Annotated in this window: 24 protein-coding genes; 2 read left to right on the top strand and 22 right to left on the bottom strand. The window is 35.1% G+C overall.

Going from position 1 to position 26,782, the window contains the following annotated elements; translation table 11 throughout:
- Positions 1-73: 73 nt before the first annotated feature.
- The 16 genes from QNH69_RS00535 to QNH69_RS00610 form a co-directional block, all read right to left on the bottom strand.
- Positions 74-529: a hypothetical protein gene (locus QNH69_RS00535; protein WP_282928698.1), complete on the bottom strand. Its 456-nt coding sequence runs from the start codon at positions 527-529 to the stop codon at positions 74-76.
- Between the two features lie 114 nt (positions 530-643).
- The gene (locus tag QNH69_RS00540) at positions 644-2,479 is read right to left on the bottom strand and encodes a flavocytochrome c (protein ID WP_282928699.1); all 1,836 of its coding nucleotides are present in this window, start codon (positions 2,477-2,479) and stop codon (positions 644-646) included.
- 132 nt (positions 2,480-2,611) lie between these two features.
- Entirely contained in the window at positions 2,612-3,211 is a 600-nt protein-coding gene (yihA, locus tag QNH69_RS00545; RefSeq protein WP_282928700.1) for a ribosome biogenesis GTP-binding protein YihA/YsxC, read from the bottom strand.
- On the bottom strand, positions 3,208-5,538 hold the full coding sequence (lon, locus tag QNH69_RS00550; protein WP_282928701.1) for an endopeptidase La: 2,331 nt from the start codon (positions 5,536-5,538) through the stop codon (positions 3,208-3,210). Before lon ends, yihA begins: the two co-directional genes overlap by 4 nt.
- Positions 5,539-5,594: 56 nt before the next feature.
- Positions 5,595-6,815 (bottom strand): ATP-dependent Clp protease ATP-binding subunit ClpX, encoded by a 1,221-nt coding sequence (clpX, locus tag QNH69_RS00555; RefSeq protein ID WP_282928702.1) that lies wholly within the window; start codon positions 6,813-6,815, stop codon positions 5,595-5,597.
- Complete coding sequence (gene clpP, locus QNH69_RS00560) at positions 6,815-7,414, bottom strand: ATP-dependent Clp endopeptidase proteolytic subunit ClpP (RefSeq protein WP_044567399.1); 600 nt, start codon at positions 7,412-7,414, stop codon at positions 6,815-6,817. The genes clpX and clpP overlap by 1 nt, the downstream gene beginning before the upstream one ends.
- A gap of 36 nt (positions 7,415-7,450) precedes the next feature.
- Positions 7,451-8,821 carry a trigger factor gene (tig, locus tag QNH69_RS00565; protein ID WP_282928703.1) on the bottom strand — a complete coding sequence of 457 codons (1,371 nt, stop codon included), beginning with the start codon at positions 8,819-8,821 and terminating at the stop codon, positions 7,451-7,453.
- 54 nt (positions 8,822-8,875) lie between these two features.
- Positions 8,876-10,186, bottom strand: a complete 1,311-nt coding sequence (locus tag QNH69_RS00570) for an HD domain-containing protein (RefSeq protein WP_282928704.1) — start codon at positions 10,184-10,186, stop codon at positions 8,876-8,878.
- Complete coding sequence (locus QNH69_RS00575) at positions 10,176-11,147, bottom strand: CdaR family protein (RefSeq protein WP_282928705.1); 972 nt, start codon at positions 11,145-11,147, stop codon at positions 10,176-10,178. Before QNH69_RS00575 ends, QNH69_RS00570 begins: the two co-directional genes overlap by 11 nt.
- Complete coding sequence (gene cdaA, locus QNH69_RS00580) at positions 11,134-11,952, bottom strand: diadenylate cyclase CdaA (protein ID WP_282928706.1); 819 nt, start codon at positions 11,950-11,952, stop codon at positions 11,134-11,136. The genes QNH69_RS00575 and cdaA overlap by 14 nt, the downstream gene beginning before the upstream one ends.
- A gap of 104 nt (positions 11,953-12,056) precedes the next feature.
- Positions 12,057-12,848 carry a ZIP family metal transporter gene (locus QNH69_RS00585; protein ID WP_282928707.1) on the bottom strand — a complete coding sequence of 264 codons (792 nt, stop codon included), beginning with the start codon at positions 12,846-12,848 and terminating at the stop codon, positions 12,057-12,059.
- Positions 12,849-12,858: 10 nt separating this feature from the next.
- Entirely contained in the window at positions 12,859-15,246 is a 2,388-nt protein-coding gene (locus QNH69_RS00590; protein WP_282928708.1) for a glycogen/starch/alpha-glucan phosphorylase, read from the bottom strand.
- On the bottom strand, positions 15,239-16,747 hold the full coding sequence (gene malQ / locus QNH69_RS00595; RefSeq protein ID WP_282928709.1) for a 4-alpha-glucanotransferase: 1,509 nt from the start codon (positions 16,745-16,747) through the stop codon (positions 15,239-15,241). Before malQ ends, QNH69_RS00590 begins: the two co-directional genes overlap by 8 nt.
- A 9-nt stretch (positions 16,748-16,756) precedes the next feature.
- Positions 16,757-17,068, bottom strand: coding sequence for a hypothetical protein (locus QNH69_RS00600; RefSeq protein ID WP_282928710.1), 312 nt, complete (start codon positions 17,066-17,068; stop codon positions 16,757-16,759).
- Positions 17,055-17,678, bottom strand: a complete 624-nt coding sequence (locus QNH69_RS00605; RefSeq protein WP_282928711.1) for a hypothetical protein — start codon at positions 17,676-17,678, stop codon at positions 17,055-17,057. The genes QNH69_RS00600 and QNH69_RS00605 overlap by 14 nt, the downstream gene beginning before the upstream one ends.
- Positions 17,662-18,867 (bottom strand): AI-2E family transporter, encoded by a 1,206-nt coding sequence (locus QNH69_RS00610; protein ID WP_282928712.1) that lies wholly within the window; start codon positions 18,865-18,867, stop codon positions 17,662-17,664. Before QNH69_RS00610 ends, QNH69_RS00605 begins: the two co-directional genes overlap by 17 nt.
- Before the next feature lie 104 nt (positions 18,868-18,971).
- Between QNH69_RS00610 and QNH69_RS00615 the strand changes: the two genes are divergently transcribed.
- The gene (locus QNH69_RS00615) at positions 18,972-19,580 is read left to right on the top strand and encodes a thiamine diphosphokinase (protein ID WP_282928713.1); all 609 of its coding nucleotides are present in this window, start codon (positions 18,972-18,974) and stop codon (positions 19,578-19,580) included.
- Positions 19,581-19,586: 6 nt separating this feature from the next.
- Here QNH69_RS00615 and QNH69_RS00620 read toward each other — a convergent pair whose 3' ends face one another.
- The 6 genes from QNH69_RS00620 to QNH69_RS00645 all read right to left on the bottom strand — a co-directional run bounded on the left by QNH69_RS00620 (position 19,587) and on the right by QNH69_RS00645 (position 26,430).
- Positions 19,587-20,837, bottom strand: coding sequence for an AI-2E family transporter (locus QNH69_RS00620; RefSeq protein WP_282928714.1), 1,251 nt, complete (start codon positions 20,835-20,837; stop codon positions 19,587-19,589).
- Positions 20,838-20,862: 25 nt separating this feature from the next.
- Positions 20,863-22,788 carry a ribosomal protection-like ABC-F family protein gene (gene abc-f, locus QNH69_RS00625; protein WP_282928715.1) on the bottom strand — a complete coding sequence of 642 codons (1,926 nt, stop codon included), beginning with the start codon at positions 22,786-22,788 and terminating at the stop codon, positions 20,863-20,865.
- Positions 22,788-23,426 (bottom strand): redox-sensing transcriptional repressor Rex, encoded by a 639-nt coding sequence (locus QNH69_RS00630; protein ID WP_282928716.1) that lies wholly within the window; start codon positions 23,424-23,426, stop codon positions 22,788-22,790. Before QNH69_RS00630 ends, abc-f begins: the two co-directional genes overlap by 1 nt.
- A complete protein-coding gene (locus QNH69_RS00635) occupies positions 23,419-24,105 on the bottom strand; it encodes a hypothetical protein (RefSeq protein WP_282928717.1) in 687 nt (228 codons plus the stop codon). The genes QNH69_RS00630 and QNH69_RS00635 overlap by 8 nt, the downstream gene beginning before the upstream one ends.
- Before the next feature lie 8 nt (positions 24,106-24,113).
- Complete coding sequence (gene typA, locus QNH69_RS00640) at positions 24,114-25,934, bottom strand: translational GTPase TypA (RefSeq protein WP_282928718.1); 1,821 nt, start codon at positions 25,932-25,934, stop codon at positions 24,114-24,116.
- 121 nt (positions 25,935-26,055) lie between these two features.
- Complete coding sequence (locus tag QNH69_RS00645) at positions 26,056-26,430, bottom strand: ATP-binding protein (protein ID WP_282928719.1); 375 nt, start codon at positions 26,428-26,430, stop codon at positions 26,056-26,058.
- Positions 26,431-26,583: 153 nt separating this feature from the next.
- On the opposite strand from QNH69_RS00645, the gene rd reads away from it, so the two are divergent.
- On the top strand, positions 26,584-26,742 hold the full coding sequence (gene rd / locus QNH69_RS00650; RefSeq protein WP_019190929.1) for a rubredoxin: 159 nt from the start codon (positions 26,584-26,586) through the stop codon (positions 26,740-26,742).
- Positions 26,743-26,782 lie beyond the last annotated feature (40 nt).

Below are 26,782 nucleotides of genomic sequence, written 5' to 3' on the forward strand. Positions count from 1 at the left end.
ATTTACCCTGAATATATTTCTATAATAAAAAAACCGGAGGATAAACCTGTCATCCACTAGTTGTTGTCATCAATCAATGGTCCACAATATCTTTTATTTGAGAAATCAAATCATCATCAGATAGTAGGGTTGGGTTATCGTATTTGCCAAGCTTATTATAAAAAGTATAGTGAAATTTATTTGTGGACTCATCCCTTATCGAATCATACATATAAATACTTTCCTCCCTATCCTTATTTTTTAAGTTTATAATAAGACTATTAGCATCTGGGATGGATGCATATGAATATGACTCGTCTACTACTTGGCATTTTGCCAAAAGGTCAACTATCTTTTTTGTCTTTTCTTTGTCATTAAAACTCGTAAAGATATCTTTTTCTATCATTTTCTCTTCGTCACTTATTATAGAAACTGTCAAATCTTCAAAATTATAAACTTCACCAGTAGCAAATTTAATTTCATAGCTTTCATCTTTATTACAAGCACTTAGTAAAAATAAAGAAATTAGCATAAGAATAATTTTTTTCATAGCTGCCTCCATAATTTTTTATACTCTTACTGCCTTAATAATATACTTATCTTACAAGCAAGTCAATGCACAAAAAAAGAAGAGGATTTTCTCCTCTTCCTTCTAGTATTTGTTCTATTTTGCAAAGTTTGCTGCGTTTTCACCAGCTATTCTACCGTATACTGTGATATCTGCTATAGCAGCTGATCCAAGTCTGTTTGATCCGTGGATTCCACCAGTTACTTCACCTGCTGCATATAGACCTTCGATTGGCTTGCCATCTTTGTCTATTACTTGAGCGTCTGTGTTGATTTTTAAACCACCCATTGTGTGGTGAACTGCTGGCGCTGCTTTTAGCATATAGTATGGACCTTCTTCGATTGTCCAACCTAGCATTCTTAGGTTGAATTCTGGGTCTTCTTCTTTTTTAGAGTTTTCGTTAAATGTTTTAACAGTTTCTAGTAATTGGTCTTTATCAAGATCAAAGTGTTCAGCTAACTCTTCGATTGTGTCTGCTTTTACAAGGTTTCCTTTATCGAATTGTTCTTCAGCTTCTCCTGGGTTTGAAGCCATTGTTCCTGTTACTTCGTTTGATTTTTCGTCCCAAAGTAGGTAGCCAACGTGGTCTGTTTGAGCTTTGATAGCCATAGAGATTTCACGTCTTGTTCCTAATTCTTCGACAAATCTCTTACCTTCTTTGTTTACTAGTAGTGCTCCACCAACAAGTCTTGTATCTCCTACATATAGTAGTCTACCTGTTTCTGGGTCACATACTGGGTAAAGTTGGATTTTGTCCATATCTACAGTATCAGCATTTAAAGCTTCTGCCATTACGATACCATCACCTGTAGCTCCTGGAGAGTTGGTTGATTTAACGTATTCGTCAATTTCATGGTCGTTTTCATATGTCATTTCGTCGTTTGCACCAAAACCACCTGTTGCAAGTACAACTGATTTAGCATTTACTGTCAATTCTCCATCAGGAGTTTCAGCTTTTACACCAGTAATTTTATTATCTTCTGTTAGAATTTCTTTAACATCTGCTTCTGTGATAACTTCTATGCCAAGTTCTTCACATTTTTTTAGGTAGTTTTTGATAAGTTCGTTACCTGAGTGAGCTGCTGGAATTAGTGATCTTTTTACAGAGTGTCCACCAAAGAACATTAAGCTATCTAGCCATTCAACTCCGATATCATCGCGTAGCCAATATGCATCTTCTGTTGCATGTTCAGCTAATACATCGATTAGTTCTGGGTCTCCACCAGCTTCTTTTACGTCATCAGCAAATAATTCTTTGCTATCTTCAATTCCATCTTCTTTTTGAAGATCATTTTCTGGAGCAGCGTATTCTCCACCAGATATTAATGTGTTACCACCAACTTGTGGCATTTTTTCTAGTAATACTACTTCTGCTCCATTTTCTTTAGCAGTAACTGCAGCAGCAAATCCTGCTCCACCACCACCTACAACAACGACATCAACATCTTTGCTTGACTCTGTTTTTTCTTTGTTGCCAGCAACTTCATTTTGGTAATCAGCTACGTCTCTGCCACTTTCAGTGATTGCTGCACTAACAGCTTCGATTAGTGCTGTTGATGAAAATGTAGCGCCAGAAACTGTATCTACATTAACTGTTTGGTTATCAACCATTTCTGGTATAAGTTTTTCTATAGCATCAGCACCAAGACCTTCTGTTTCACCATGGTCTGTTTCAATGGATACGATTTTATCCCCATCAAAAGTAACCTTAGCTACAACATCTCCCTTGTAACCTTTTGCCTTACCTTCGAATGTATCGCCTGATGCAGTTTCTTTAGAGTCACTAGTTTCAGTAGTTTCTTTTTCTTCTACTTCTGTTTGCTCTGTTTCTGTCTTTTCTTCTGCTGGCTTATTGTCAGCTCCATTTCCCCCACATGCTGTTAAAAGCATGGAGAAAGATAATATGTATGGTAATATTTTTTTGTACTTCATAATCCCTCCTGAAGTTATGTATTATAGTGCTTATATATTAGCAAAGATTTCAAAAATAGACAAGGCACTAGGATAGCTAGTCGTCAAAATTAAACAGTTTTTGTCAAAGTCTGGCTATCCTAAGTATATTTCCTATATAAAATCTTTGTTATTTACTATCACCTCAATTTGTTCGTGAATTACTCCCAAATTGTGCTTATTTTCTGATGAATAGGCGAATATTAGACCCTCATCTTCTATGTCTAATTTCTTCATTATGGACTTTATATGTTTTTGTAGTTGGTTTTTTGAAATTTTGTCGTATTTTGTTGCTATTATAAATCCAGTAAAACCAGATTCTATGATCCACTCATACATTTGGCGGTCTAGGTCTGTTGGCTCGTGGCGAATATCTACAAGTAGGAAGACTTCCTTTAGATTCTCCCTGTCGTGTAGATACTCGTTTATTAGCTTATCCCACTTTTCCTTTTCTTTTTTACTTACCTTGGCATAGCCATAGCCCGGTAGGTCCACTAGTCTAAATTTCTTATCTATATTATAAAAATTGATAGTTCTAGTTTTACCTGGTATTGACGAAGTCTTAGCCAAGGACTTTCTGCCCAAGAAAGCATTTATAAATGATGATTTACCAACATTTGACCTGCCTACAAAGGCAATTTCTTCGATATTCTCACTTGGCCATTGGGACTTAAATCCAGCCACTTGTTCTAGTTCAATACTTTTAAATTTCATATTAGGGCCCTATCCAAGACTTCAGAAACATTAGAAACTTCTATAAAGTTAATCTTATCTCTGATTTCCTTTGGTATATCTTCAGTGTCTTTCTTGTTCTTCTCTGGAATTATTACATCTCTTATCCCATAAGAATAGGCTGCAAGAGCTTTTTCCTTAAGTCCACCTATTGGAAGAACAGCTCCAGTTATAGTTACTTCACCAGTCATGGCTATGTTATTTCTAACTTTTTTACCTGTTAGAGAAGAAACCATAGCTGTTGTCATTGTAATGCCCGCTGATGGGCCATCCTTTGGAGTTGCTCCTTCTGGTATGTGGACGTGGATGTCCTTATTGTCATAGAATTTGCCACGGATACCAAGTTCTTTGGCATTGGACCTAATGTAAGTCATGGCTGCTTGACCAGATTCTTTCATAACATCTCCAAGAGATCCAGTAAATTCTACACTTCCCTTGCCATCCATTACATTAGCTTCAATGGTTAGCATTGTTCCGCCTACAGATGTCCAGGCAAGGCCGTTTACAACCCCAACCTTATCCTCACGAGAAATATGATCGTCTAAGAATCTTTCTCTTCCTAGGTACTTGCTGTAGTTAGTCATTGTAACTCTAACCTTATCTTTGCCCTCTAGGATCTCTTTTACAGCTCTTCTACAAATCTTATCAATAAGCCTTTCTAGTTCACGAACTCCAGCTTCTCTGGTATAGTTTTTGATTATATGTTCTATCACTGAATCAGAAATTGAAAGTTCGTCTTCCTTCAGGCCATTTTTCTCCAATTCTTTTTTGATTAAATATTTTTTTCCAATGTTTAATTTCTCATTCATTGTATAACCAGAAATCTCTATAATTTCTAGCCTATCGTACAAAGGATCAGGTATTTCGTTTGGATCATTTGCTGTAGTTATGAAAAACACATCTGATAGGTCAAAGGGTATATCTAAGTACCTATCAATAAATTTATCATTTTGCTCAGGATCTAGGACTTCTAGGAGGGCAGATGATGGGTCTCCTCTAAAATCAGAACCTAATTTATCAATCTCATCTAGCAAAAATACTGGGTTTTTGACTCCACACCTATTGATATTGTTCATAAGTCTGCCAGCCATAGCTCCAACATAGGTTCTTCTGTGGCCTCTAATCTCGCTTTCGTCGGTCACACCACCAAGCCTCATAGAAACAAACTTACGGTCTAGGGCTCTTGCTATAGATTTGGCTATAGAAGTCTTACCAACTCCTGGAGGCCCAACTAAACATATCACAGACCCTTGGTTGTTTTTGTTCTTAATCCTAACAGCGATTGATTCTAGTATCCTCTCTTTTACTTCATATAGGCCATAGTGGTCTTCATTTAGGACTTTTTCTGCTCTTTTAATGTCTAGAAGATCTTTGGTCTTTTTTGACCATGGCAAGTTTACTGTAAAGTCAAGATATGAGCTAATCACCCCATAATCAGGGCTCATTTCTGGTATTGTTTCCAAGCGTGATAGATCTTTTAGCAAGGATTCCTTGCTATCCTTATCAATTTTGAGTTTTTTTATTTTTTCCCTCAATTGATCGGTTTCATTGTCAAATTCACCTGTCGTCTCATTTAATTCTTTTTTTATGACGTCAATTTTTTCCCTAAGGTAATATTCTTTTTGGGATTGATTGATGTTTTCTTGAACTTCCTGGTCAATTTCTATAGAAAGGTTCTTTAAGTCTAGTTCTTTCATAAGAATCTGATGGAGGAGGGTTAGCCTTTTTTCACAATCAAGCTCTGCCAAAAGTTCATAATACTCATCTGCCCTTAAGTCTAAGTGATATATTATTATATCAGCCAACCTGTGAAGATTGGTAACTTCACTTATGGAAAAGACTGACTCGTCAAAAGTATTGCCATCTAGCTCTACATAGCTTTTGAAATCTTCTATTAGTAGCTTTCTAAGAGCTTGCTTTTTCTTACTATCTTTTTCGTTTTCTTCTATATACTCATATTCAGTGACACTTGCCCTGTAAAAGCCCTCGCCAATCCTTACTTCTTCAATCTTTGCAATAGCCTTTGCTTGAACATAGACTCTGATATCTCCGTTTGGCAGGTTAAATGATTCCTTGATACTTACAACCATACCAAAGTCGTAGAGTCCATCTGCCTTTGGGTTCTCATCAAATACATTTTTTTGATTGACCAAAAACACATCTGTGTTTCTTATATTGGCATCTTCTATAGCTTTTTTGGATATAGACCTTGCACAATCAAAATTCAGTATAGTATTTGGATATGCCCATAGTCCCCTTAGTGGAACAAGAGGATATTCATTTGTGCTTATTTTATAAACATCGCTCATATATATTTTCCTCTCAAAAAAGGGAATGGTAAGCCATCCCCCTTTTCAAATCTCTCTTATCTTTTCTTGTATTTTAGTTTTGACTTATCGTCAATAGATTCTTTTGTAACAATGACTTCTTTAATGTCAGTTTTTGATGGTATTTCATACATCACATCTAATAGTAAGTCTTCAAGAATGGTTCTAAGTCCACGAGCTCCAGTCTTGTGGGCTATGGCTTTGTTTGCTATCTCAATAACAGCATCATCCTTGAAAGTTAACTTGACATTGTCTAATTCAAACATTTTTTGGTATTGCTTGATAAGTGAATTTTTTGGTTCTTTTAATATTCTAACTAGGGCATCACAATCTAGGTTATCAAGTGTTACTATTATTGGAACCCTACCAATGAATTCAGGTATCAAACCAAATTTTAATAAGTCTTCGGTATTAACATCAGCTAAATTTGCTTTGTGGTCTACTGATTTGATCTCCGCACCAAAACCTATAGTCTTTTGAGCTTGTCTGCGATTGATGATATCTTCTATACCGTCAAAGGCACCACCAAGGATAAACAAAATATTCGATGTATCTACTTGGATATACTCTTGGCTTGGGTGCTTTCTTCCACCTTGTGGTGGAACGTTGGCAACAGTGCCCTCTATTAGTTTTAGCAAGGCTTGTTGGACTCCCTCACCTGATACATCACGTGTTATGGATGGATTTTCGCTCTTACGAGTGATTTTATCTATCTCATCTACATAAATTATCCCGTGCTCAGCTCTTTCTATGTCATAGTCTGCTGCTTGAATTAGCTTTAATATTATGTTTTCTACATCCTCACCAACATAACCTGCTTCTGTAAGACTTGTCGCATCTGCTATAGCAAATGGAACATTGAGCTTACGAGCAAGTGTTTGGGCTAGGAGTGTCTTACCAGAACCTGTGGGTCCTAGCATCAAAATATTTGACTTAGTAAGCTCGACCTCATCGTCTATGTTATTGGAACTAATGCGTTTGTAGTGGTTATATACAGCTACTGCCAAGGTCTTTTTTGCCTTATCTTGGCCTATAACATAGTCATTTAAAAAATCATTGATTTCTGCAGGTGTTGATAGTTCAAGTTCATAGTCTTCGCCTTCCTCAGTAAATCCAACTTCATTGTTAATGATTTCGGAACAAAGATCTATACATTCATTACAAATGTATGCATTTGGTCCAGCGATTATTCTTTTTACTTGGCTAGAATCCTTGCCACAAAATGAGCATCTTATATCATCGTTTTCAATATTTGCCATTAATCTAACTTACTTTCAATTACTTGGTCAATTAGTCCATATTCTAGGGCTTCTTGAGCTGTCATAGCAAAGTCCCTGTCGGTGTCTTTTACGATTTTTTCTAGTTTTTGACCAGTATTATCAGCCAAAATCTTGTTTAATCTTTCTTTGATTTTGATTATTTGTTCAGCTTGGATTACTATGTCTGAGGCTTGACCTTGGGCACCACCAGATGGTTGGTGGATCATTATATTTGAATTTGGTAGAGAGTATCTCTTGCCCTTTGCTCCAGATGATAGTAATACTGCACCCATTGAAGCAGCCTGACCTATACAGATAGTTGAAACATCAGGTTTGATGTAATTCATTGTATCGTAAATTGCAAGTCCACTTGTTACAACTCCACCTGGGGAGTTGATATAAAATTGGATGTCCTTATCTGGGTCTTCGCTTTCCAAAAATAAGAGTTGGGCGATGATTATATCGCTCATTTGATCGTTGACTTCTCCAGATAGGAAAATAATCCTATCTTTTAGAAGTCTTGAGTATATATCATAAGCTCTTTCGCCCTTGTTCGTTTGTTCTACTACCGTTGGAACTAGGTAATTTTTAGTATTCATTACAAATCTCCTTATATATTAAGGGTTTGTGATATCTTATTTATCTTCGCTTTCTTTAGAATCTTCTTCGTGGCTGTGGTCGTGGTCTTCACCTACTGCTTTGTGATATTCTTCGTGAGGTAGAGCTTTAGCTTTTTCTACTAAGAATTCAACAGCCTTACGTCTTCTTATATTTTCTTTTACTGTATCGTCAGATACATTTTTGCTAAAGATTTCTTTGAATTTTTCGATATCATCAACCCCATACATCTTAGCTGATTCGTTGATTTCAGCTTCGATTTCTTCATCACTAACTTCAAAGCCTTCTTTTAGAGCAACTTCGTCGATTACAAGGTTAGCTTTTACTCTAGCTTCAGCTTGTTCTTTGTATTGGTTTCTGATTTCATTGATATCCATTTGTGTCATTTCAACATATTGAGCTAAAGAAATACCCATTTGTTGTAATCTTTGGTCAAGATTTTGCATCTCGATATCAATCTCACTATTTACCATAGATTCTGGTGCACTTACTTCGCTTGCCTTTACTAGGGCATCGATAGCTTGGTTTTGCATCATATTTGTTCTATAGTTTTCTTTTTCTTCTTTTAGTTTTTCTTTAAGGTCCGCTTTTAATTCATCTAGAGTTTCAAACTCTGAGATATCCATAGCAAATTCATCGTCAATTTCTGGTAGTTCTTTTTCTGTAATAGAGTTGATTTCTACCTCAAATTTAGCATCTTTGCCTTGGAATTCTTTTGCTTGGTAATCTTTAGGGAATGTTACATTTACATCAAATTTGTCGCCAACTTTGTGACCTGCAACTTGGTCTTCAAAACCTTCGATAAATGTCTTTGAACCTAATACTAGATCGTAGTCTTCAGCTTTGCCGCCTTCAAATCTTTCCCCATCTAGGTAACCATCAAAGTCGATATTTACTGTATCACCTTCTTTAGCTTCTCTATCTTCAACTGGGATTAATCTAGCATTTTCTTCTTGTTGTTTCTTTAATTCGTTTTCGATATCAGCATCAGTAACTTCAGCTTCAACTTCTTCTATGATTATATTGTCATAGTCGCCTAATACTGGATGTGGTTTTGTTTCAACATCAACTTTGAAAGTAATGTCTTTACCTTTTTCGATATCGTCAAGGTCAACATTTGGTTGATCAATTGGTTCAAGTTCAAGTTCTTCGATTGCTTTTTCATAAGGTTCTGGGAATACTAGTTGGATAGCTTCATCGTAGAAGATTTCTGGGCCGTACATTTTTTCTAGAACTCTTCTAGGTACGTGACCAGCTCTAAAGCCATCTAGTGTATATCTTTTTTTATTTCTGTTATAAACCTTGTTTATAGCTTTTTCAAAGTCGTCATATTTTACATCAAATTCAAATTTTGCAATATTATTTTCATGAGATTTTAATTCTGTCATTTATTCCTCCTGCTTGATAGCTACTCATTTTGTTAATATACTTCAATTTAGCTATCAATCAACAATATCAAGGCTTTCTTTAAGGTAATTTATAATATCTTTTTTATTGTTGATTAGTTTCTCTTCGTAAATTAAGTTTTCTATTTCTCTTAGGGTATCCCCTAGTACTTTGCCTTCTTTAAAACCCAAGTCTTTTAGATCATTGCCACCTATTTTAATTTCATTGCGATTCTTGGGTATATCATCATCTTTTACCTCAGCTAGTAGGCTAATGCCCAAGTCAATATTAGAATCATCAGCATGCTTAGTTGATAAGACATCCGCCCTTTGGAGGGCAAATAAATTTATTAAGTTTTCTTCGCCAATGTTTCTAAGAAGTTTTCTAATAGATTTTTTGCTGTAGGTATTGGTATTATCCATGTGTCGTTTTACTAAAATAGATGTGTTTTCTATAAATTTTTTGGAATACTTAAGTTCCTTAAGACGTTTTATTAAAAGTTCTTCTGAAAGATTCTGGTGACCAAAAAATCTTCCTTCACCATTTTCATCTATAAAAAATGTGTCGATTTTGCCCACATCATGATATAAGGCTGCAATCCTTACTTCCAAGATTGGTGGGGTCTTATCAAGGACACTTAGAGTGTGGTTAAATACGTCATCGGCATGATGGCTTGAATGTTGGTCAAAGCCTACAGTTTTTTTGACTTCTGGAAATATAGATTCCAACAAATTCAATTCATCCAAAAGCCTTATGCCCCTTGATGGCCTTGCTGCCAACAAGATCTTGTTTACCTCATCTTGGATGCGCTCTTTTGATATGTCATCTATGGATTGGCTTTTTATAGCTACTTTTAAATCATGGTCAATATCAAAATCAAGGACCGTAGCAAATCGACAAGCTCTCAAAGACCTTAGCCTATCCTCACTTATCCTAGCATAAGGATTGCCAACAGCCCTAATAATCTTCTTTTTTAGGTCATCTTTACCATTAAAGGGATCTATGATACATCCCTTTCTCTTTGCCATGGCATTTATGGTAAAATCACGTCTTTTCAAATCTTCATAGATATCGTCAGTATAATAAACCAGGCTAGGATGTCTCTTGTCATCGTAGGCATTTTCTGTTCTCATGGTCGTTATTTCGTACTCACTTGACTTTAGAATAACTTTTATTGTTCCAAATTTTTTCCCTATATCGATAGTCTTATAGTCTTTGAATACCTCAAGAATTTCATCAGGCCTAGCTTGGCTTGTGATGTCTATGTCAAAATTATCTCGAGACAGAAGTTCATCTCTTACACAGCCACCAACAAGATAAGTTTCAAATCCAGCATCTTCAAGTTTATCTACGATTTCATTGGTCATCTTCGTCTTCAGTCTTTATATCTACGCCAGCTCTTACTTTTCTTTGAACTTCTATTTTGTAAGTTACTACATCATCTCCATCGTATACTTCAACAGATTCTGGTAGTTTTAGTTTTACTTCTCCACTTTTTCCTGTCTTTAGGTTAAATAGATTGATAGGTTCTGTTAAAACTTCATCAATTTCTTTGATGATTGATTCTGGTCCTTTGATTACTATAGAATCTGGAGCAGTGTATGCCTCTGTCATCTCATAAGATGGGTTTATAGAGCCATTGGCATCAATCTTTATTGGCACTCTTTTTGTTTCAAAAACCCTAAAGGATATGTTGGCATCCTCGTCAGAGGTATCAAGATTGGCAATTTTTTTGCCAGAACGATCTAGGATGTTTATATTGACATTGTGGACTTGCCCATCTATAAGGCTTGGATCGTCAATCTTTACTTCTGCTCTGTCAACCTTGTTTATAAGGCTGGCAGGTCCTTTTACAGTTATCTCTTTTGGATTTATTTCGTTAAGTTCTACTATTTTACCATCTTTTATTTGATCAGATATGACATAGTTTACAGGTAGTTTTTTCTCTATTACTTTTTGTATATTTAAGGTAATCTGGCTAGGATCGGCGTCTTCCACATTTATGCCAGATGGTATGTCCACCTTTATATTTAAGGATTGGACTCCTTCTTTTAGGTCAGATATGTCTACTGATGCATAAATATTTTCAGGCCTTAAGTCTATAAGCTTTTCTCTGCTTCCCTTTAGTTTTAATGTGGTTGTGATGTTATCATTATTTCCTATTATGGTGTAGCCATTTCTTTCAAGGTCATCTTGATTTTTTATGACAACAGGAACTCCCCTGTAAACTTTATTTACATTGGGATTTGTTGAATTAGTAACATAAGTCCACATAAAAATAGCTAGTAGAACTGAAAGGATTTTTAATTTGTTATCAGTCGTTTTCATCATTATCATCCTTTTTTTCTTGGTCAGTTGGTTGGTAAAATAAGTCTTTTTTTAGTCTGATGCTAAGCGAATCGTCATCAAAATACCTATCTATCCTACCACCTTCTACAACAGAAATATTTCCAGTCTCCTCAGATACTACAAGGACTATGCAATCAGATCTTTCCGATATACCAATGGCCGCCCTATGCCTGGTACCTAGTTCCTTGGAAATTGTATTTGAATTGGACAAAGGCAAATAACAAGCTGCTGCTATTATTTCATTCTCATTTATTATTACTGCACCATCGTGTAGGGGAGTATTGGGAATAAATATATTTATTAGTAGTTCACTTGATACATCGGCATGAAGCTCTGTTCCGCTTTCTACTATATCATTTAGGCCAACCTCTCTTTGGATCACAACTAGAGCCCCAATCTTTTGGCGGGATAGGGAGCTTGCTGCCCTGACTAGCTCATCTATTGTGTTTTCGTTTCTTTTTACCCTATCGCGGGTTAAAATTGTTCTACCACGGCCTATCCTCTCAAGGGCTGATCTTAGCTCTGGTTGGAAGACCACTATTATGAATACTAAAGCCACAGTCAAAAATTGGTTCATAACCCAACTTACTGTGTTTAAGTTTAATATGTCTGCTAAAGAAGCAATAATCAGCACAATAACAAGTCCATTTAAAACTTGCTCTGCCCTGGTATTTCTTAGTAGTGAAAAAAGCTTATAGACAGCAAAGGCTATGATTGCAATGTCTATAATATCTGTAATTCTAATTAACAGTATAGAATTAATAAAATTTGTAAGATAGTTCATAATTCCCCTCTTTGTTCTTCTATTAATATGTTACTATTATTTGCTTATAAAGGGTAGTAATTGGCCAATAAAAAAGACCCCAAAATCCTCTAGGGACTAAGGGGTTAGCCAAGCATGACATCTAGTATCATCATTATTGCAAAACCTGCAGAAAAACCAAGAGTTCCTATGTTAGTATGAGTCTCTCCTTCGCCTGTGGCTTCAGGGATTAGCTCTTCTACTACTACATAGAACATAGCTCCTGCAGCAAATGACAATAGATATGGCAGTATTGGAATCATTATTTGTGATAACAAGATGGTAACTATAGCTGCAATAGGTTCAACAACGCCTGATCCTACTCCAGCCAAGAAAGATTTTTTCTTATCAAAGCCAGCTGACCTCAGTGGCATAGATATAATCGCTCCCTCTGGGAAGTTTTGTATGGCTATACCAAGTGATAAGGCCAAGGCTTGGGCTAGGCTTACAGAACCCTTGCCATATATTGCACCAGCATAGGCAACACCAACTGCCATTCCTTCAGGAATGTTGTGGATTACTACAGCTAGTACCATCATTGTCGTTGATCTTAAATTGTTTTTTGGTCCTTCAGGTTGGTCTGAATCAATGTGTTGGTGGGGAATGGAATTATCCAAAAATAACAAGAAGAATATTCCTATCAAAAAACCAACGGTTGCTGGTATCCAGCTAAATTTGTCCATTTTGACTTCAACCATATCCATGGCTGGTATCAAAAGTGACCAGATACTTGCAGCAACCATAACTCCTGCTGCAAAACCTGATAGACCTTTTTGAACTTTTGGGTTTATCTGATCTCTCATAACAAATACTAGGGCCGAACCCAAGGATGTACCGATTAAGGGAATCATTACCCCCCAAAAAACTTGTGAATTCATAAGCTACTACCTAATAATTTGGAGAATCTATCTTCCAAATGTCATCTGCATAGTCAATAATAGTTCTATCCGATGAGAAATATCCAGCATTAGCAATATTTATCAGACATTTTCTTGACCAAGCTAATTTGTCTCTGTAGTCAATATTTATTTGCTCATGGGCTTTTTTGTAAGACTCAAAGTCTTCTAAGATGAAGTACCTATCTCCACGAGATCCATCCTGCGGATTGATCAATTCATTGTAAATATCAAGGAACATGTAGGAGTTATTGTCATCAAGCTCACCATTTACTAGGGCATCAACCGCATCTTTAATATCCATATCTGTTTGGTAAAGCTTTCTAGGATTGTAGGTTTTCTCAATTTCCATTAGTTCTTCTACGCTTGCACCAAATCTGTAGTTGTTTTCTTCTCCAGCTGCTTCAAATATTTCAATATTTGCCCCGTCAAAAGTTCCAAGAGTTGGAGCCCCGTTTAGCATAAATTTCATATTTCCAGTACCAGATGCTTCCTTACCAGCTGTTGATATTTGTTCACTGACATCTGCTGCTGGATATATCTTTTCTCCATAAGAAACTCTAAAGTTTTCTACAAAGACAACCTTCATCTTGTCATTTACTTCTGGGTCATTATTTACAACCCTTGCTACTTCATTGGCAAGCTTTATTATCCCCTTGGCTCTGAAATATCCTGGAGCTGCCTTTCCACCAAAGATAAAGGTTGTTGGGTAAAAGTCCTTGTCAGGATTTTTCTTAAGCTGGTGATATAAATATATTATGTGAAGTATATTTAAGTGTTGGCGTTTGTATTCGTGGATTCTCTTTACTTGAATATCAAAAATTGATTCTGGGTCAATTTTGATTCCTTCGTGTTCAAGAATATAAGAAGCCAGACGTTTTTTATTTTTTTGTTTTATATCCCATAGCTCTTTTAACGTTGCTTCATCATCAGCAAATTTTTCTAAGCCTTTTAGTTCTTCTAGGTTGTAGATCCAATTATCATTGCCAAGTTTTTCTGTAATAAAGCTTGATAATAGACGGTTGGAATACACTAACCATCTTCTTGGTGTTATACCATTTGTCTTATTATTAAATTTATCTGGGAATATCTTATACCAATGCTTGAATGTATCAGCCTTTAGTATTTCTGTGTGAAGTGCTGCAACACCATTAACAGAAAATCCTACATATATGGCTAGATTTGCCATATGAACTTGGTCATTTATAACAATCCTATATGGGTCAATGTCAAAATCAGATAGCCCCTCTTCTTTGAAATGTTTTACCAAGGCATCGTTGATTTGATAGATGATTTCTAGACATCTTGGGGATACTTCCTCTACTATGTCTATTGGCCATTTTTCAATAGCTTCTTGAAGAACTGTATGGTTAGTAAAGGCAAAGACTTTCTTTGAAATTTCAAGTGCTTGGTCAAAGCTAAGGCCATTTTCGTCCACCAAAACTCTGATCAACTCGGCTATTGCTATATTTGGGTGGGTATCGTTTAGTTGGATGACATGATATTTGTGGAAGTTCTTAAAACGCATATCATCTGAGAAATATCTCTTGTATTTTTCTACTAAGTCTTGGATGGAAGCAGATACAAAGAAATATTGTTGTTTAAGTCTTAGGACTTTACCCGCTCTTTGCATGTCGTTTGGATATAAAACTCTTGTTATATCTTCTGCCCTGTTCTTTTTGGCAACTGCCGCATCGTACTCAAAATTGTTGAATTTATCGAATTCAAATTCTTCAAATGGTTCTGCCTGCCATAGTCTTAGAGTATTTACTTTACCATTTTTGTATCCTACAACTGGCATATCAAATGGAACAGCCTTTACCTGTTGGTCCTTGAAATTGACAATTCTTGAGTCTGAATCAACTCTAATGGACCAGCCATCTCCATCTTTTATCCAGCTGTCACCGTGTTCTTTTTGAAATCCATTTTCAAATGTTTGTTTGAAAATCCCCTCACGGTAGCGAACTCCATAGCCGTACATATTAATATCTTGGGTTGCTGCAGAATCCATAAAACAAGCCGCAAGTCTGCCTAGGCCACCATTACCCAAAGCGGCATCATCTTCATAATCCTCTATGGCTTCAAAGTCTATGTCTATTTCATCTAATAATTCTTTTACTTCATCATAAATACCTAGGTTAATAAGGTTATTTCCTAAAGACTTACCCACCAAAAATTCTGCTGAAAAATAATAGGCACTTTTCTCATAGCGAGAATTTGCCTTACTTTGCCTCCAACTTTGGTTTATACGTTCCATTATTGTATCGCAAAGGGCATCGTATTTATCTTTTTCACTTGTTTCATCAAAACTTTTAAGAGTAATCCTCTGTAAGTTTTCTACATAATTTTCTATAAATTTATTTTTTTCTATTTTATCCATTGTATCTCCCATATAATCTGGACATTTCTTTGATTTTTAGTGCCAGACTGTCAGTAAAATCTTCTTTTTTTGCTCTCCACTTCCAATTATCACCCAAAGTTCCTGGACTATTGATTTGTGAAGTGTTATCCAATTCCAAGAAATCTTGGATTTCAAACATGGCCAAATCAGAAACTGAGGCCATAAGATTTCTGATGATCCTCCATTGATAATCATCTCCATCCTTAAGACCAAAGTATCTTTCTACTAATTCTAAGTCTTCCTCATCCATAGTTTCAAGCCAACCCTTTAGGGTTGATGAATCGTGGGTTGATGAGTAAACTACTGAGTTTCTCAAGTAATTGTGAGGCAAGTAATTGCTATCAAAGTTCTCTCCAAAGGCAAATTGAATCACATTCATACCTGGAAAACCGTAAGTATCCTTTAGGTCATCGACCTCTTTAGTTATATAACCTAAATCTTCTGCTATAAATTGCTTGTCTGGGAACTTCTTTCTAATATGATCAAAAAAGTCATAGCCGCCACCTTCTATCCAATCACCAAATTTAGCATTTTCATCGCTTGCAGGTATAGCATAGAACTTTTCAAAGCCCCTAAAATGATCAAGCCTTAGCAGGTCATAAGTCCTAAAGGCCATCTCAATTCTTTTTTCCCAAAAGCTATAAGAATCTTTTTTCATCTTGTCCCAATCATACACAGGATTGCCCCATAGCTGGCCATCTTCAGAATAGGCATCTGGTGGAGCTCCTCCAACTGTGATAGCTTCTTTGCTTTCTGGATCTAACTTCAATATATCAGAATTTACCCAAGCATCGCAAGAATCATAAGCCACATATATTGGCAAGTCTCCAATGATTTGGATATTTCTCCTGTTGGCGTATTGTTTTAGTTCATTCCATTGTTTAAAAAATTCATACTGGATGAAAATATAAAAATCTATATCTTCTTGGTGTTTTTCTTTAAATTCTTTTAGAGCGATTTTGTCCCTATCACGTAATTTCTCGTCCCATTCAATCCAACTAATGTCAAGAGAGTCACGTTTTATAGCCATAAATAAAGCATAATCTTCAATCCAAAACGCTTCTTCTTTCCTAAACTTTTTGATTTCCTTATCAAGTTTGCCCTTGGAATTTTCATAGGCTTTTTCTAATATCCTATATCTTAGATTGTACTGGATAGCATAGTCAACATACCTATCGTTGTCTCCAAAGTTTAAAGACTCTAAGTATTCTTTTTCCAAAAGCCCATCTTCTATTAGCATATCCAAGTCTACAAAGTATGGATTTCCAGCAAAAGATGAGAATGATTGGTAGGGACTATCACCATATGAAGTTTGTCCCAATGGCAAAATTTGCCAATACCTAATAGAAGCATCAGATATAAAATCCACTACATTATAGGCTTCTTTGCCAAATGTTCCTATTCCATAAGATGATGGTATAGAAAATATAGGCATTATAAGGCCATTTCCTCTTTGTAATCTGTCTTGTACTTTCTTCATCAAATCTCCTTAGACTAGTTTCATAAAATTAATTACAGGAACTTCATAAGGATGGTTTTCTTTTATAATCATAAAAACTCTGTCCTTATCAACTTCTTTTATCCTAAATTCTAACTTTGCTTCATTTACAGTAGTGTGCTCTCCTATATTGCCTATGTCGGGATTTGAACCTTCTAGAGGTGTAAAATGACCTATCACAGGACTTTCTGCAAAGACTGAATCATACCCATCATCATATAAAAATCCTTCTTTGTTTAGTGCCTCTATTAGATTCCACTTATCTTCATCAGGTATATAAAGCTCACATTTAAGATATTCCATAATCTTTCCTTTCAAAATATATAAGTCCACTATAAGTTCTACTTTGTCTTTCAAACTGGTCAAAATCGACCCTGTATGGCCTGCCCCAGCTTGATATAAGAAGCTCGTGGTGATCTCCCATATCGTTACATTCGGTAATCGTCACCCCATGATGGCTCATAACTTTGACCTCAGGGCTTAGCCAATTGATAAAGATTACAGGCAAGTCCCTATACAAAGCTTCATTGATAAAGTCAATCTTTTGGGTCTTGCTTTTCTTCTTAAACATAAAGTCTTCAATAAGATGACTATTAAGTTTAAGATTCCTATCAGCAATTATTCTCTTGCTCCTTCGATCAAGGGCAAGGACTGTTGGCACTCCATTGGCATGGGGCCTGAGCTTTTTAAAAAATTCATAATGATAGGCATTATATTCTTCAAGGGTAAAGATTTCGTCTCTATGGTAGAGATAAAGATAGGTGTTGGTAAATGCTGTCACCACACAAGACCTGTCTCTATAAAATTTGTTTACCCCCATGTGCATGAGAGAATTTTGAAAACCACCATAGTAAATACCCTGAGGGACTCTTATTGGCACAAACTTACCTACTTGGCTATTTTTTAGTTTCATCTTTGTATCCTTCAATAAAATTCTTCTTCTGCTTATCCATAATATCTTTTTGATTGAAACCTTTCTTCATAAGTCTTTGTTCAACCTTCTCATGGGCTAGAGTGTATAAAACAGAAGCAACCGGGATACTAACAAGCATACCCACAATACCAAAAAGCGAACCACCTATAGTTACTGAAGCCAAGACCCAAACGGCAGGTAGACCCACTTGGGCATCGGCAATGGCAGGATAGATTACATTTTCTTGAACTTGTTGCATAATCACATCGTATATCAAAAATATAAGGGCCTTGATCGGAGATTCAATAAATATAATTACTGCAGATATTCCAGCTCCAGCTATAGGTCCAAAGATTGGAATCAAATCTGATAGGCCCACCAATATTGAAATCATTGGAGCATTTGGTATAGAAAAAATCACCATACCTATATAAGTTAGGACAATGAGCAAGGCCACTGATATCATCCTAGAATAAATGTAGTCTTTAAAGGTGTGGTAGGATAAAGAAAAAACTTTATTTACATAGTCCGCATCTTTTTCATCTAAAAAAGCATACAAAAGCTTATTTCCATTTAATTTTAGCATATCCTTATAAATAAGTACAAAGATTGAAAAAACAACCACAGTAAATATAGTAATGGCACTTGAACCAATTGAATTTATTATACTTGAAGTCATAGTAAGCAATGATTTGCTGTTGGTGTTTATATATTTAAAAATAGGTCCATTCATACTTAGCCAATTTACATCCTCGGTTATTTCCCTAAAATCATTAGCATAGTTTTCTGTTAGGGAATTATTCTTCAAAATTTTATAGGTTTCATCTACAAAAACTGGCCATTTGCGGCTTAAGGTTAAGGCAGATTTGATAATTTGTGGAATAAAGATATTTAATAGCAAGGTTAAAAATAGCAATACGCATATCCAGGATAAAACTAAAGATACGCCACGAATTGCCTTCTCTTGCTTTGGGTCCTTGTAATTTTCTCTAATCAACCTATAGAAAAAGTTCATAGGTATATTTATGATGTAGGCTAACATAAATCCTATGATGAAGGGTTGGATTATCCTTATAAATTTGCCTAGAAAATCCAAAATTTCCCTAAGGTACCAGAAGGTAAAAAATACCCCAAGTCCTATCAATATTATTTTGAGTATGTTTTTTGATCTTTCATCTAAATTGTGCATTTATTTTCTCCTAGTAATTTACAATAATTTTACCCCTAATGATATTTTTTCTCTAAAATAAATTTTGGGATATAATCTATATAAGAAATCCAAAGGAGGATATTTTGAGTAAATGTTATATTATAGCAGGTGGAGAATTTGATGGTTTTTATGACCAAATCAAAGAAGATGACCTGGTAATTGCTGCTGATAAGGGCTACGAATATGTAAAAGAGGAGGGCCTTAAAGCAGATTTTATTGTAGGAGACTTTGATTCAACTAGCCTACCTGATGATGAAAATGTCATTAAATTAAGCCCAATTAAAGATGATACCGACACAAAGTCAGCCATGAAAATCGCCCAAGATAAGGGCTATAAGGAAATAATAATTTATGGAGGCTTGGGAGGACGTGAGTCCCATACCATATCAAATATAAGAAATGCTCTCGAATTTAAGAAGATGGGCATAGATGTAAGACTTAAGGCAAAGGATAAGGAATTAATAATAATAGAAGACGAATTATTCCAAAAATATGAAGATGATTATTATGTTTCAATATTTGCCCTATCTGAAGTTGCAAAAGGCCTTACAATAAAAGGACTTTACTATGAACTCGATAATTATGATATGGAGATTTCCGATAGTCTTGGAGTTTCAAATGAAACTTGTGGCAGAGGTTTTACTATTAATATCAAGGATGGTTATATTTTAATTATATTTGAAAAAAAGTAGGGCAAATTACATTATTTGCTCTACTTCTTCTTTAGTAAAATCTTCTTCTAATCTTTCTTTGCGCATTTGCTCAAAGCTTTTATTGGCTTTTTCTCCTAGACTTTTTTCATCGATTTCTTTTTCTTTTAGTTTTTTTATAGTTCTATCTTCTTTTAAGGTATAAAAGACTGTTGCAAGAGGCATAAATAAAATCATGCCCATGATGCCAAATAATCTACCACCCAAAAATACAGAAACAAATATCCATATAGCAGGAAGTCCAGAATGTTTGCCAATAACTAAGGGGTAGAAAATATTTTCTTGGACTTGTTGGAGGACTACCAAAAATATTATAAATACTAAGGATTGGAATGGTGATTGGATAAAAATCATAAGCATTCCAAAGGCAGCCGCAATAATTGGCCCAAAATATGGAATAATATCAAGAGCTCCAACCAAGATTGAAATCATTCCTGCATATGGCAATTGCAAGATTTTCATGCCAATGTAGTTTAAAGTTCCTAGAACAAAACAAGACAAAAACCTTGTATCCAAAAATTTGGCAAAGGCATCATAAGTTAGTTTTGAAATATAATTTATAGTATCTGCCCTATCCTCAGCAAAGTTAGCATACAAGAACTTATTGGCGTTTATTTTTAAGTTCTTCTTATTGATGCTGACATAAATTGAAAATATGAAACCCATTGCAATAGCAATCAGAGTCGAACTTACTGATGATAAAATGCTTTGAGCACGGTTAAGGACGTTTGATCCCTCACCACTTAGGTAGCTAGTTATTTTGTCGGATATGTTGTTTAGATCAAAACTTTCAAATTGGTTTCTAATATCAACCATAGCTTTATTCAAAGCTGGTATTTTTTCTGTATATTTTATAAGTGCATCAGCAAAGGCTGGAATGTTTTTTATAGCAGTCTGAGATGCATTGATGGTCTCTGGTATTATTACTAATAAAATCAAGGTGACTGCCCCAAAGAATATGAGCCAGCTAAATATCAAAGATAAGATTAGTATAAGTTTTCTATGCTTTTTGGGGTCAAATAGCCTGCCAAAAACTTTATCTTGAAAAAAGTTCATAGGTAAGTTTATGACAAAAGCTATAGCAAAGCCCAACAAAATTGGTCTTATGACAGCATAAATGCTTACCAAAAAAGAGCTAACTGGCTCTACATACCATAAGGTAAAAAAAGCCAGTAACAAGATAAGACCAACTCTCAAATTATTTTTGGATTTTCTATCCAAGTTGTTGGTAATCTTCATTATTTTCCTTCCTATTATTTAAAGTCTATCCTTCCAAGGATAAGTTAAGTTCAAACCACGTTTCGTCCAAGTTTTCTTTTTCTTCTTCCAAAGATTTAATCTGGGCAAAGATATCTTTTACCAAGTCTTGGTCTTGATAGAAATCAGCTGATAAAGTGAGCTCATTTAGTTCTCCTAATCTTTCTTCAACTTCATCCATCCTCTGTTCGATTTTTTTAATATCATTTTTTATTTTTTTTATCTCGTTGCGTTTAAGATTTTGCTTCTTTTTTTCTTTGTTTAGCTGAGTTTTTGAAATAGTCTGACTTTCTTCATCCTTAGCCATCATTTCTTTTTGCTTTTCAACATAATAATCATAGTTACCAAGGTATTCGCTCATGCCATCATCTTGCATTTCGAGGATTTTGACGGCGATTTTGTTTAAGAAATACCTGTCGTGGCTTATGATTAGAACCGTTCCCTCATAGTCAAGGATAGCATCTTCTAGGATTTCCTTTGAATCAATGTCTAAGTGGTTGGTTGGCTCATCCATTAGGATAAAGTTGGTGTCAGATATCATTAGTTTTAAAAGCGATATTCTGGCACGCTCACCACCTGATAGTTTAGATATTTCTCTATCCACATCATCATTATAGAACATAAACTTGGCTAGATATGATCTGATTTCAAAGTTAGTTAGCATTGGATAAGTTGCTGATATTTCTTCAAAAATTGTGTTGGACAAATTCAAAGATTTTTGTTCCTGATCAAAGTAGCCAATATTTACACTTTGACCAATTTTTATTTTGCCTGAGGATGGGATTTCTTCAGCCAAAATGATTTTAAAGAGAGTTGTTTTTCCAACTCCATTTTCACCAATAATAGCTGTCCTCTCGTTTCTGAAAATATCAAAGCTAATATTTTTAAAAATTTCTTTGTCATCATAAGATTTAGAAAGTTTATTTACCTTTAGAACATCTTCCCCACTTTGGATTCTCGGGGTGAATTTTAATTTCATTGCATTGGCTATTTGATCTGGAGCCTCGATTCTTTCCATCTTGTCAAGAAGTTTTTGCCTAGACCTTGATTGGGAAATGCCTCTTTTTCTTTTGGAACCGCCTAGGTTTTTTAGCCTATCAATAATTTCTTCTTGTCTGGCGATTTCCTTCTGCTGGCTCTTGTACTGGTGTAGCCTTACTTCTAAATCTTTCTTTCTTTTTTGCATAAAGCTAGTGTAGTTGCCCGCATAGATATTTAAAGACCCATTTTCCATAAGAAAAACCTTATTTACAGTCGCATCCAAAAAATACCTATCGTGGGAAATCACCACAACAGATCCTTCATAATTTTTGATGAAATTCTCCAAAAATCTGATGGCGTTGATATCCAAGTGGTTGGTAGGTTCATCTAGTAAAATCAAGTCTGGCTTTTCTAACAAGAGATAAGCAAGCTCAACTCTTGCCTTTTGTCCACCTGATAGAGTCCTTATACTCTTATCAAAGTCCTCGCTCTCAAAGCCCATAGCCTTTAAGGTTCCCTCAAGTTCAGACTTTATAGAGTAGCCGTTGTTTTTTTCAAATTTTTCAAATAATCTATTATGTTCCTCCAAAAGTTTTTGCATCCCTTCTTCAGAAAGGTCAGTTCTTGTAAGTTCTTTTTCAATTGACCTCAGTTCTTTTTCTATGCCGATAAGATTTGAAAAAACTCCCATACAATGATCATAGATACTTTGGTCGGTGTCAGTAGATAGTTGTTGTTTTAAATAGCCGATTTTTAGGCCGTTTGGTATATAGATTTCTCCACTATCCTTAGATAGTTCTCCTACTATAATTTTAAAAAGGGTGGATTTGCCAGCCCCATTGTTACCAATAAGACCAACCTTATCACCCTTTTCTATTATAAAGCTAATATCAGTAAATATATCCCTAGTAGGATAAGATTTACTTAAATTGCTTGCCGATAATATATTCATTAAAAATTATAGTCCTGTGGAGAATTGATGAAATATGTAAGTGTAAACAATGATTCATCTAAGTGTACGTTTTCTAACACTACTCCATTTTTAGTTTTTAAATCTACTGGAGAAAAATTCCATATACCCTTTACATCTCCATCGCAAAGTATATCGCAAATTTCTTGGCTTGCTTCTTTTGGAGTTGCAATTATTCCTATATCTACCTTGTTGTTTTCAAGATACGTAGCAAGATTGTCAATATCTTCTATTTTTAAGTCAGAAGGTGCATTTTTATTAGGCTCTTTATCAAAAACTGCACTAAATTTGTAGCCTAAGGTTTTAAAAGATTCGTATTGATAAAGGGCATGGCCAATATTACCATAACCGATTAGTACCATTTTGTATTCTTTATCAACGCCGATTATCTTTGATAATTCATCCATAAGATCTCTTACATTGTAGCCATAGCCTTGTTGACCAAAGCAACCATAGTGGTTTAGGTCTTGTCTGATTTGGCTGGCTGTAAGGCCAGTGATCTCAGAAAGTTCTTTTGATGATACTCTTACAATCCCCTTGTCATTGATACTTTCTAAATATCTGTAGTACTTTGGTAATCTTTTAATTACTGATAGAGATACTCCGTTGTCTTTAACCATTATTTCCCTCGCCTTCTTTATTGATTAAATCTTCATCTGTTAAATCTTCTACAAAAATCACTTTTTCAGTATTATACTCTATTTTTTCATCATTGTTAGATTCAAAGACAATTTTTTCACCAATTTTTAGGTCTTCACTAGAAATATTAGTATTTTCTAGGGTAATTTCTTCATTTTCAGCCTTAAGATTATCATCAAATAAATTATTATCTGATGTATCTTCATAGTCATAAGCTAGACTTTCTTCTGATAAATCTTTATTTTTGCTCATAAATCTTTTAAGTTTTAGCGAGTTTATTAGGTGAAAAACATACAAAACTATAAGGCTTGTGTATAAAATCATTTGACTATTTTGGTTTAGTAACTGATTAGCAAAACTTATCGTTGATGGCATCTGTGGTACAAACCTTGATAGGACAAGTATAGCTGGTATGCTAAGTAGTCCAAAGGCTAGGGCAGTAAGTATGGCCGTTAGTATAGAAAAACCAAAGGCATCTTTTTGTAAAAGTATGTGGAGGGCAAAAACTAGCATCAAAATCCAGGCAAGTAAAAAAGCAAAGGCCCAGATATATGTGACAAGCCAAATTGGAGATTTCATAGAGATTATTGTAGTCACAAATATTATTAGGATTATAATGCTTATTGTTTGACTTAGGACTTTTTCAAATCTTTTGTTCATATTTCCACCTACTTATTTTTCTTTGATTTGTATCTTAGGTTTGAATCTAGTATTCTCTTTCTAATTCTTAGGTTATTTGGTGTTATTTCAATTAATTCGTCATCTTCAACGAATTCCATCATTTCTTCTACACTCATTTTTTTGGCTGGTGTTAGCATGATGGCATCGTCAGAACCGCTCGCACGAGTATTTGTTAGTTTCTTTTGCTTACATACGTTGACATCTATATCTAGGCCCTTTGGGTTCATGCCAACTACAAGACCTTCGTAAACCTCATCTCCAGCTTCTACGAACAATAATCCCCTAGATTGGGCAGCGTTTAGGCCGTAGGCACGAGCTATACCTTGTTCGCTAGCTATAAGAGATCCGTCTTGGCGAGTTTCAATCTCTCCCTTATAAGGAGCATATCCTTCAAATTCTGAGTTTAGGATACCTGTACCCTTAGTATCAGTTAGAAATTCTGTTCTATAGCCTATTAGACCCCTTGCAGGTATTCTAAAAATCATTCTGGTATAGCCAGAAGATGTTGGAGTCATATCAATTAGTTCGCCTTTTCTGCGTCCCAATTTTTCTATGACAGAACCTGTGTGTTCTTGATCTACATCTATTGTGGCGATTTCTATAGGTTCATTTTTCTTACCATCTATTTCTTTATACATTACTTCTGGTTTAGAAACTTGGAATTCATAACTTTCACGTCTTAAATTCTCGATTAGAACTGAAAGGTGAAGCTCTCCACGACCTGAAACCTTAAAGCTTTCTGTAGAATCTGTGTTTTCTACTTTTAGTGAAACATCTGTTTCTTTTTCTTTAAATAACCTATCCCTTATATGTCTACTTGTAACATATTTTCCATCGCGACCAGCAAATGGTGAATCATTTACTGAGAAAGTCATAGAAAGTGTTGGTTCTGATATTTTGGTAAACTCAATTGGTTCGTGGTCTGCTTCTGTTCCAATAGTATCCCCAATTGAGATATCTTCCATACCAGAAAGGGCTACTATTGATCCAAATTTAGCTTCCCCGACTTCCACTCTATTTAGGCCATCAAATTCATAGATAGTTACGATTTTTGACTTTATTTTCCTATCTTCTTCGTTGTAGTTTGTGATTATTGCATCTGCATTTTTCTTGATAACACCTTGCTCAACCTTGCCTATGGCAATTGAACCAAGGTAGTCATTGTAGTCTGTAGTTGATACAAGAACTTTAAATGGTGCATCTTCCTCTGCTTCAAAGGCAGGAGTGTAGTCTATTATTGTATCCAAAAGGTCAGACATATCGTCCTTTATTTGACCCTTTTCTAGGCTTGCCCAGCCATTTTTTGCTGAAGCATATACAAATGGACTTTCTAAGTATGATTCATCTGCATCTAGTGATATAAATAAGTCTAGGATTTCATCCTCTACTTCATCAATTCTTTGGTCAGGCCTATCAACCTTATTTATACAGATAATTGCTGGAAGTCCCAATTCTATAGCTTTTCTAAGGACAAACTTAGTTTGTGGCATAGGTCCTTCGTGGCTGTCTACAACTAGGACTACTGACTCAGCCATATTTAGTACACGCTCTACCTCACCACCAAAGTCAGCGTGTCCTGGGGTATCGATTATGTTTATTTTCTTGTCTTTATAATGGATTGCAGTATTCTTAGAAAGGATAGTAATCCCTCTTTCTTTTTCTATAGAATTTGAATCCATTACTCTTTCATTTACCGCTTGATTTTCACGAAATGTTCCTGCAGTTCTTAAAAGTCCATCAACAAGGGTAGTTTTACCGTGGTCAACGTGGGCTATGATTGCAACATTTCTTACATCTTCTCTTCTCATAATTCCTTCTTTCAAACTTATAAATTCTATCAATATATTATATCTTAGACTATATCATTATCAATTAAACACATAAAAAATCACCTAGAATTAAAAATGCTAGGTGTATTTATAGCATGCTTTAGAGGTGGACAAAGGCTGCTACCATGTTATCTTTGACTATCAAATTATCAGATAAAGTATTTACTATCTGTATTCCCCTGCCGTGATGAGATAGTAAGTTTCTATCCTTGCCATAATTTATACCTTCACCTTCATCTTTAACCTTTATCATACAATAATCTTTATCAATTAGGATTATGACTTCTATAATCTTATCAAAATCTTTTGCATTGCCATGTTTATAAGAATTTACTATAAGCTCATCTAGAATAAGCCTAAGTTTAAAAATCATATCTTCATTAAGATTTAGATTTTCGAGAAATTCAGTTGTATCATCTCTAAATTCTTTGATAAGTAAAAGATCGGAGTGAAGCAAATTTCTAATAATTTCCATAATAAGCTCCTCTTAACTTATTAACTTTATACCCAAAGAATTCTAAATAACATTGACAAAATCAATAATTTAATAATTTTCTGTCAAAATATGATAGAAAAACAAAATGTGTGGTATAATATATATGTAATAACAATGAAAGGAGACATTGGTATGAAATACGTATGTACAGCATGTGGATACATCTATGATCCAGCTGAAGGCGATGTTGATAACGGAATCGAAGCTGGAACAGAATTTGACCAACTTCCAGAAGATTGGGTTTGCCCAGTTTGTGGAGTAGGCAAAGATATGTTTGAACCACAAGAATAATTAAACAATTAGAAGAGGCCGTTGGCCTCTTTTTCTTTTA

The sequence above is a fragment of the Anaerococcus sp. Marseille-Q7828 genome, from assembly GCF_949769285.1.
Lineage (GTDB): Bacteria > Bacillota > Clostridia > Tissierellales > Peptoniphilaceae > Anaerococcus.

Excerpts from the sequence above, each read along its gene's own strand:
- QNH69_RS00535 (WP_282928698.1), bottom strand. The coding sequence starts at position 529 with ATGAAAAAAATTATTCTTATGCTAATTTCTTTATTTTTACTAAGTGCT.
- QNH69_RS00540 (WP_282928699.1), bottom strand. The coding sequence starts at position 2,479 with ATGAAGTACAAAAAAATATTACCATACATATTATCTTTCTCCATGCTT.
- yihA (WP_282928700.1), bottom strand. The coding sequence starts at position 3,211 with ATGAAATTTAAAAGTATTGAACTAGAACAAGTGGCTGGATTTAAGTCC.
- lon (WP_282928701.1), bottom strand. The coding sequence starts at position 5,538 with ATGAGCGATGTTTATAAAATAAGCACAAATGAATATCCTCTTGTTCCA.
- clpX (WP_282928702.1), bottom strand. The coding sequence starts at position 6,815 with ATGGCAAATATTGAAAACGATGATATAAGATGCTCATTTTGTGGCAAG.
- clpP (WP_044567399.1), bottom strand. The coding sequence starts at position 7,414 with ATGAATACTAAAAATTACCTAGTTCCAACGGTAGTAGAACAAACGAAC.
- tig (WP_282928703.1), bottom strand. The coding sequence starts at position 8,821 with ATGACAGAATTAAAATCTCATGAAAATAATATTGCAAAATTTGAATTT.
- QNH69_RS00570 (WP_282928704.1), bottom strand. The coding sequence starts at position 10,186 with ATGACCAATGAAATCGTAGATAAACTTGAAGATGCTGGATTTGAAACT.
- QNH69_RS00575 (WP_282928705.1), bottom strand. The coding sequence starts at position 11,147 with ATGAAAACGACTGATAACAAATTAAAAATCCTTTCAGTTCTACTAGCT.
- cdaA (WP_282928706.1), bottom strand. The coding sequence starts at position 11,952 with ATGAACTATCTTACAAATTTTATTAATTCTATACTGTTAATTAGAATT.
- QNH69_RS00585 (WP_282928707.1), bottom strand. The coding sequence starts at position 12,848 with ATGAATTCACAAGTTTTTTGGGGGGTAATGATTCCCTTAATCGGTACA.
- QNH69_RS00590 (WP_282928708.1), bottom strand. The coding sequence starts at position 15,246 with ATGGATAAAATAGAAAAAAATAAATTTATAGAAAATTATGTAGAAAAC.
- malQ (WP_282928709.1), bottom strand. The coding sequence starts at position 16,747 with ATGAAGAAAGTACAAGACAGATTACAAAGAGGAAATGGCCTTATAATG.
- QNH69_RS00600 (WP_282928710.1), bottom strand. The coding sequence starts at position 17,068 with ATGGAATATCTTAAATGTGAGCTTTATATACCTGATGAAGATAAGTGG.
- QNH69_RS00605 (WP_282928711.1), bottom strand. The coding sequence starts at position 17,678 with ATGAAACTAAAAAATAGCCAAGTAGGTAAGTTTGTGCCAATAAGAGTC.
- QNH69_RS00610 (WP_282928712.1), bottom strand. The coding sequence starts at position 18,867 with ATGCACAATTTAGATGAAAGATCAAAAAACATACTCAAAATAATATTG.
- QNH69_RS00620 (WP_282928714.1), bottom strand. The coding sequence starts at position 20,837 with ATGAAGATTACCAACAACTTGGATAGAAAATCCAAAAATAATTTGAGA.
- abc-f (WP_282928715.1), bottom strand. The coding sequence starts at position 22,788 with ATGAATATATTATCGGCAAGCAATTTAAGTAAATCTTATCCTACTAGG.
- QNH69_RS00630 (WP_282928716.1), bottom strand. The coding sequence starts at position 23,426 with ATGGTTAAAGACAACGGAGTATCTCTATCAGTAATTAAAAGATTACCA.
- QNH69_RS00635 (WP_282928717.1), bottom strand. The coding sequence starts at position 24,105 with ATGAACAAAAGATTTGAAAAAGTCCTAAGTCAAACAATAAGCATTATA.
- typA (WP_282928718.1), bottom strand. The coding sequence starts at position 25,934 with ATGAGAAGAGAAGATGTAAGAAATGTTGCAATCATAGCCCACGTTGAC.
- QNH69_RS00645 (WP_282928719.1), bottom strand. The coding sequence starts at position 26,430 with ATGGAAATTATTAGAAATTTGCTTCACTCCGATCTTTTACTTATCAAA.
- rd (WP_019190929.1), top strand. The coding sequence starts at position 26,584 with ATGAAATACGTATGTACAGCATGTGGATACATCTATGATCCAGCTGAA.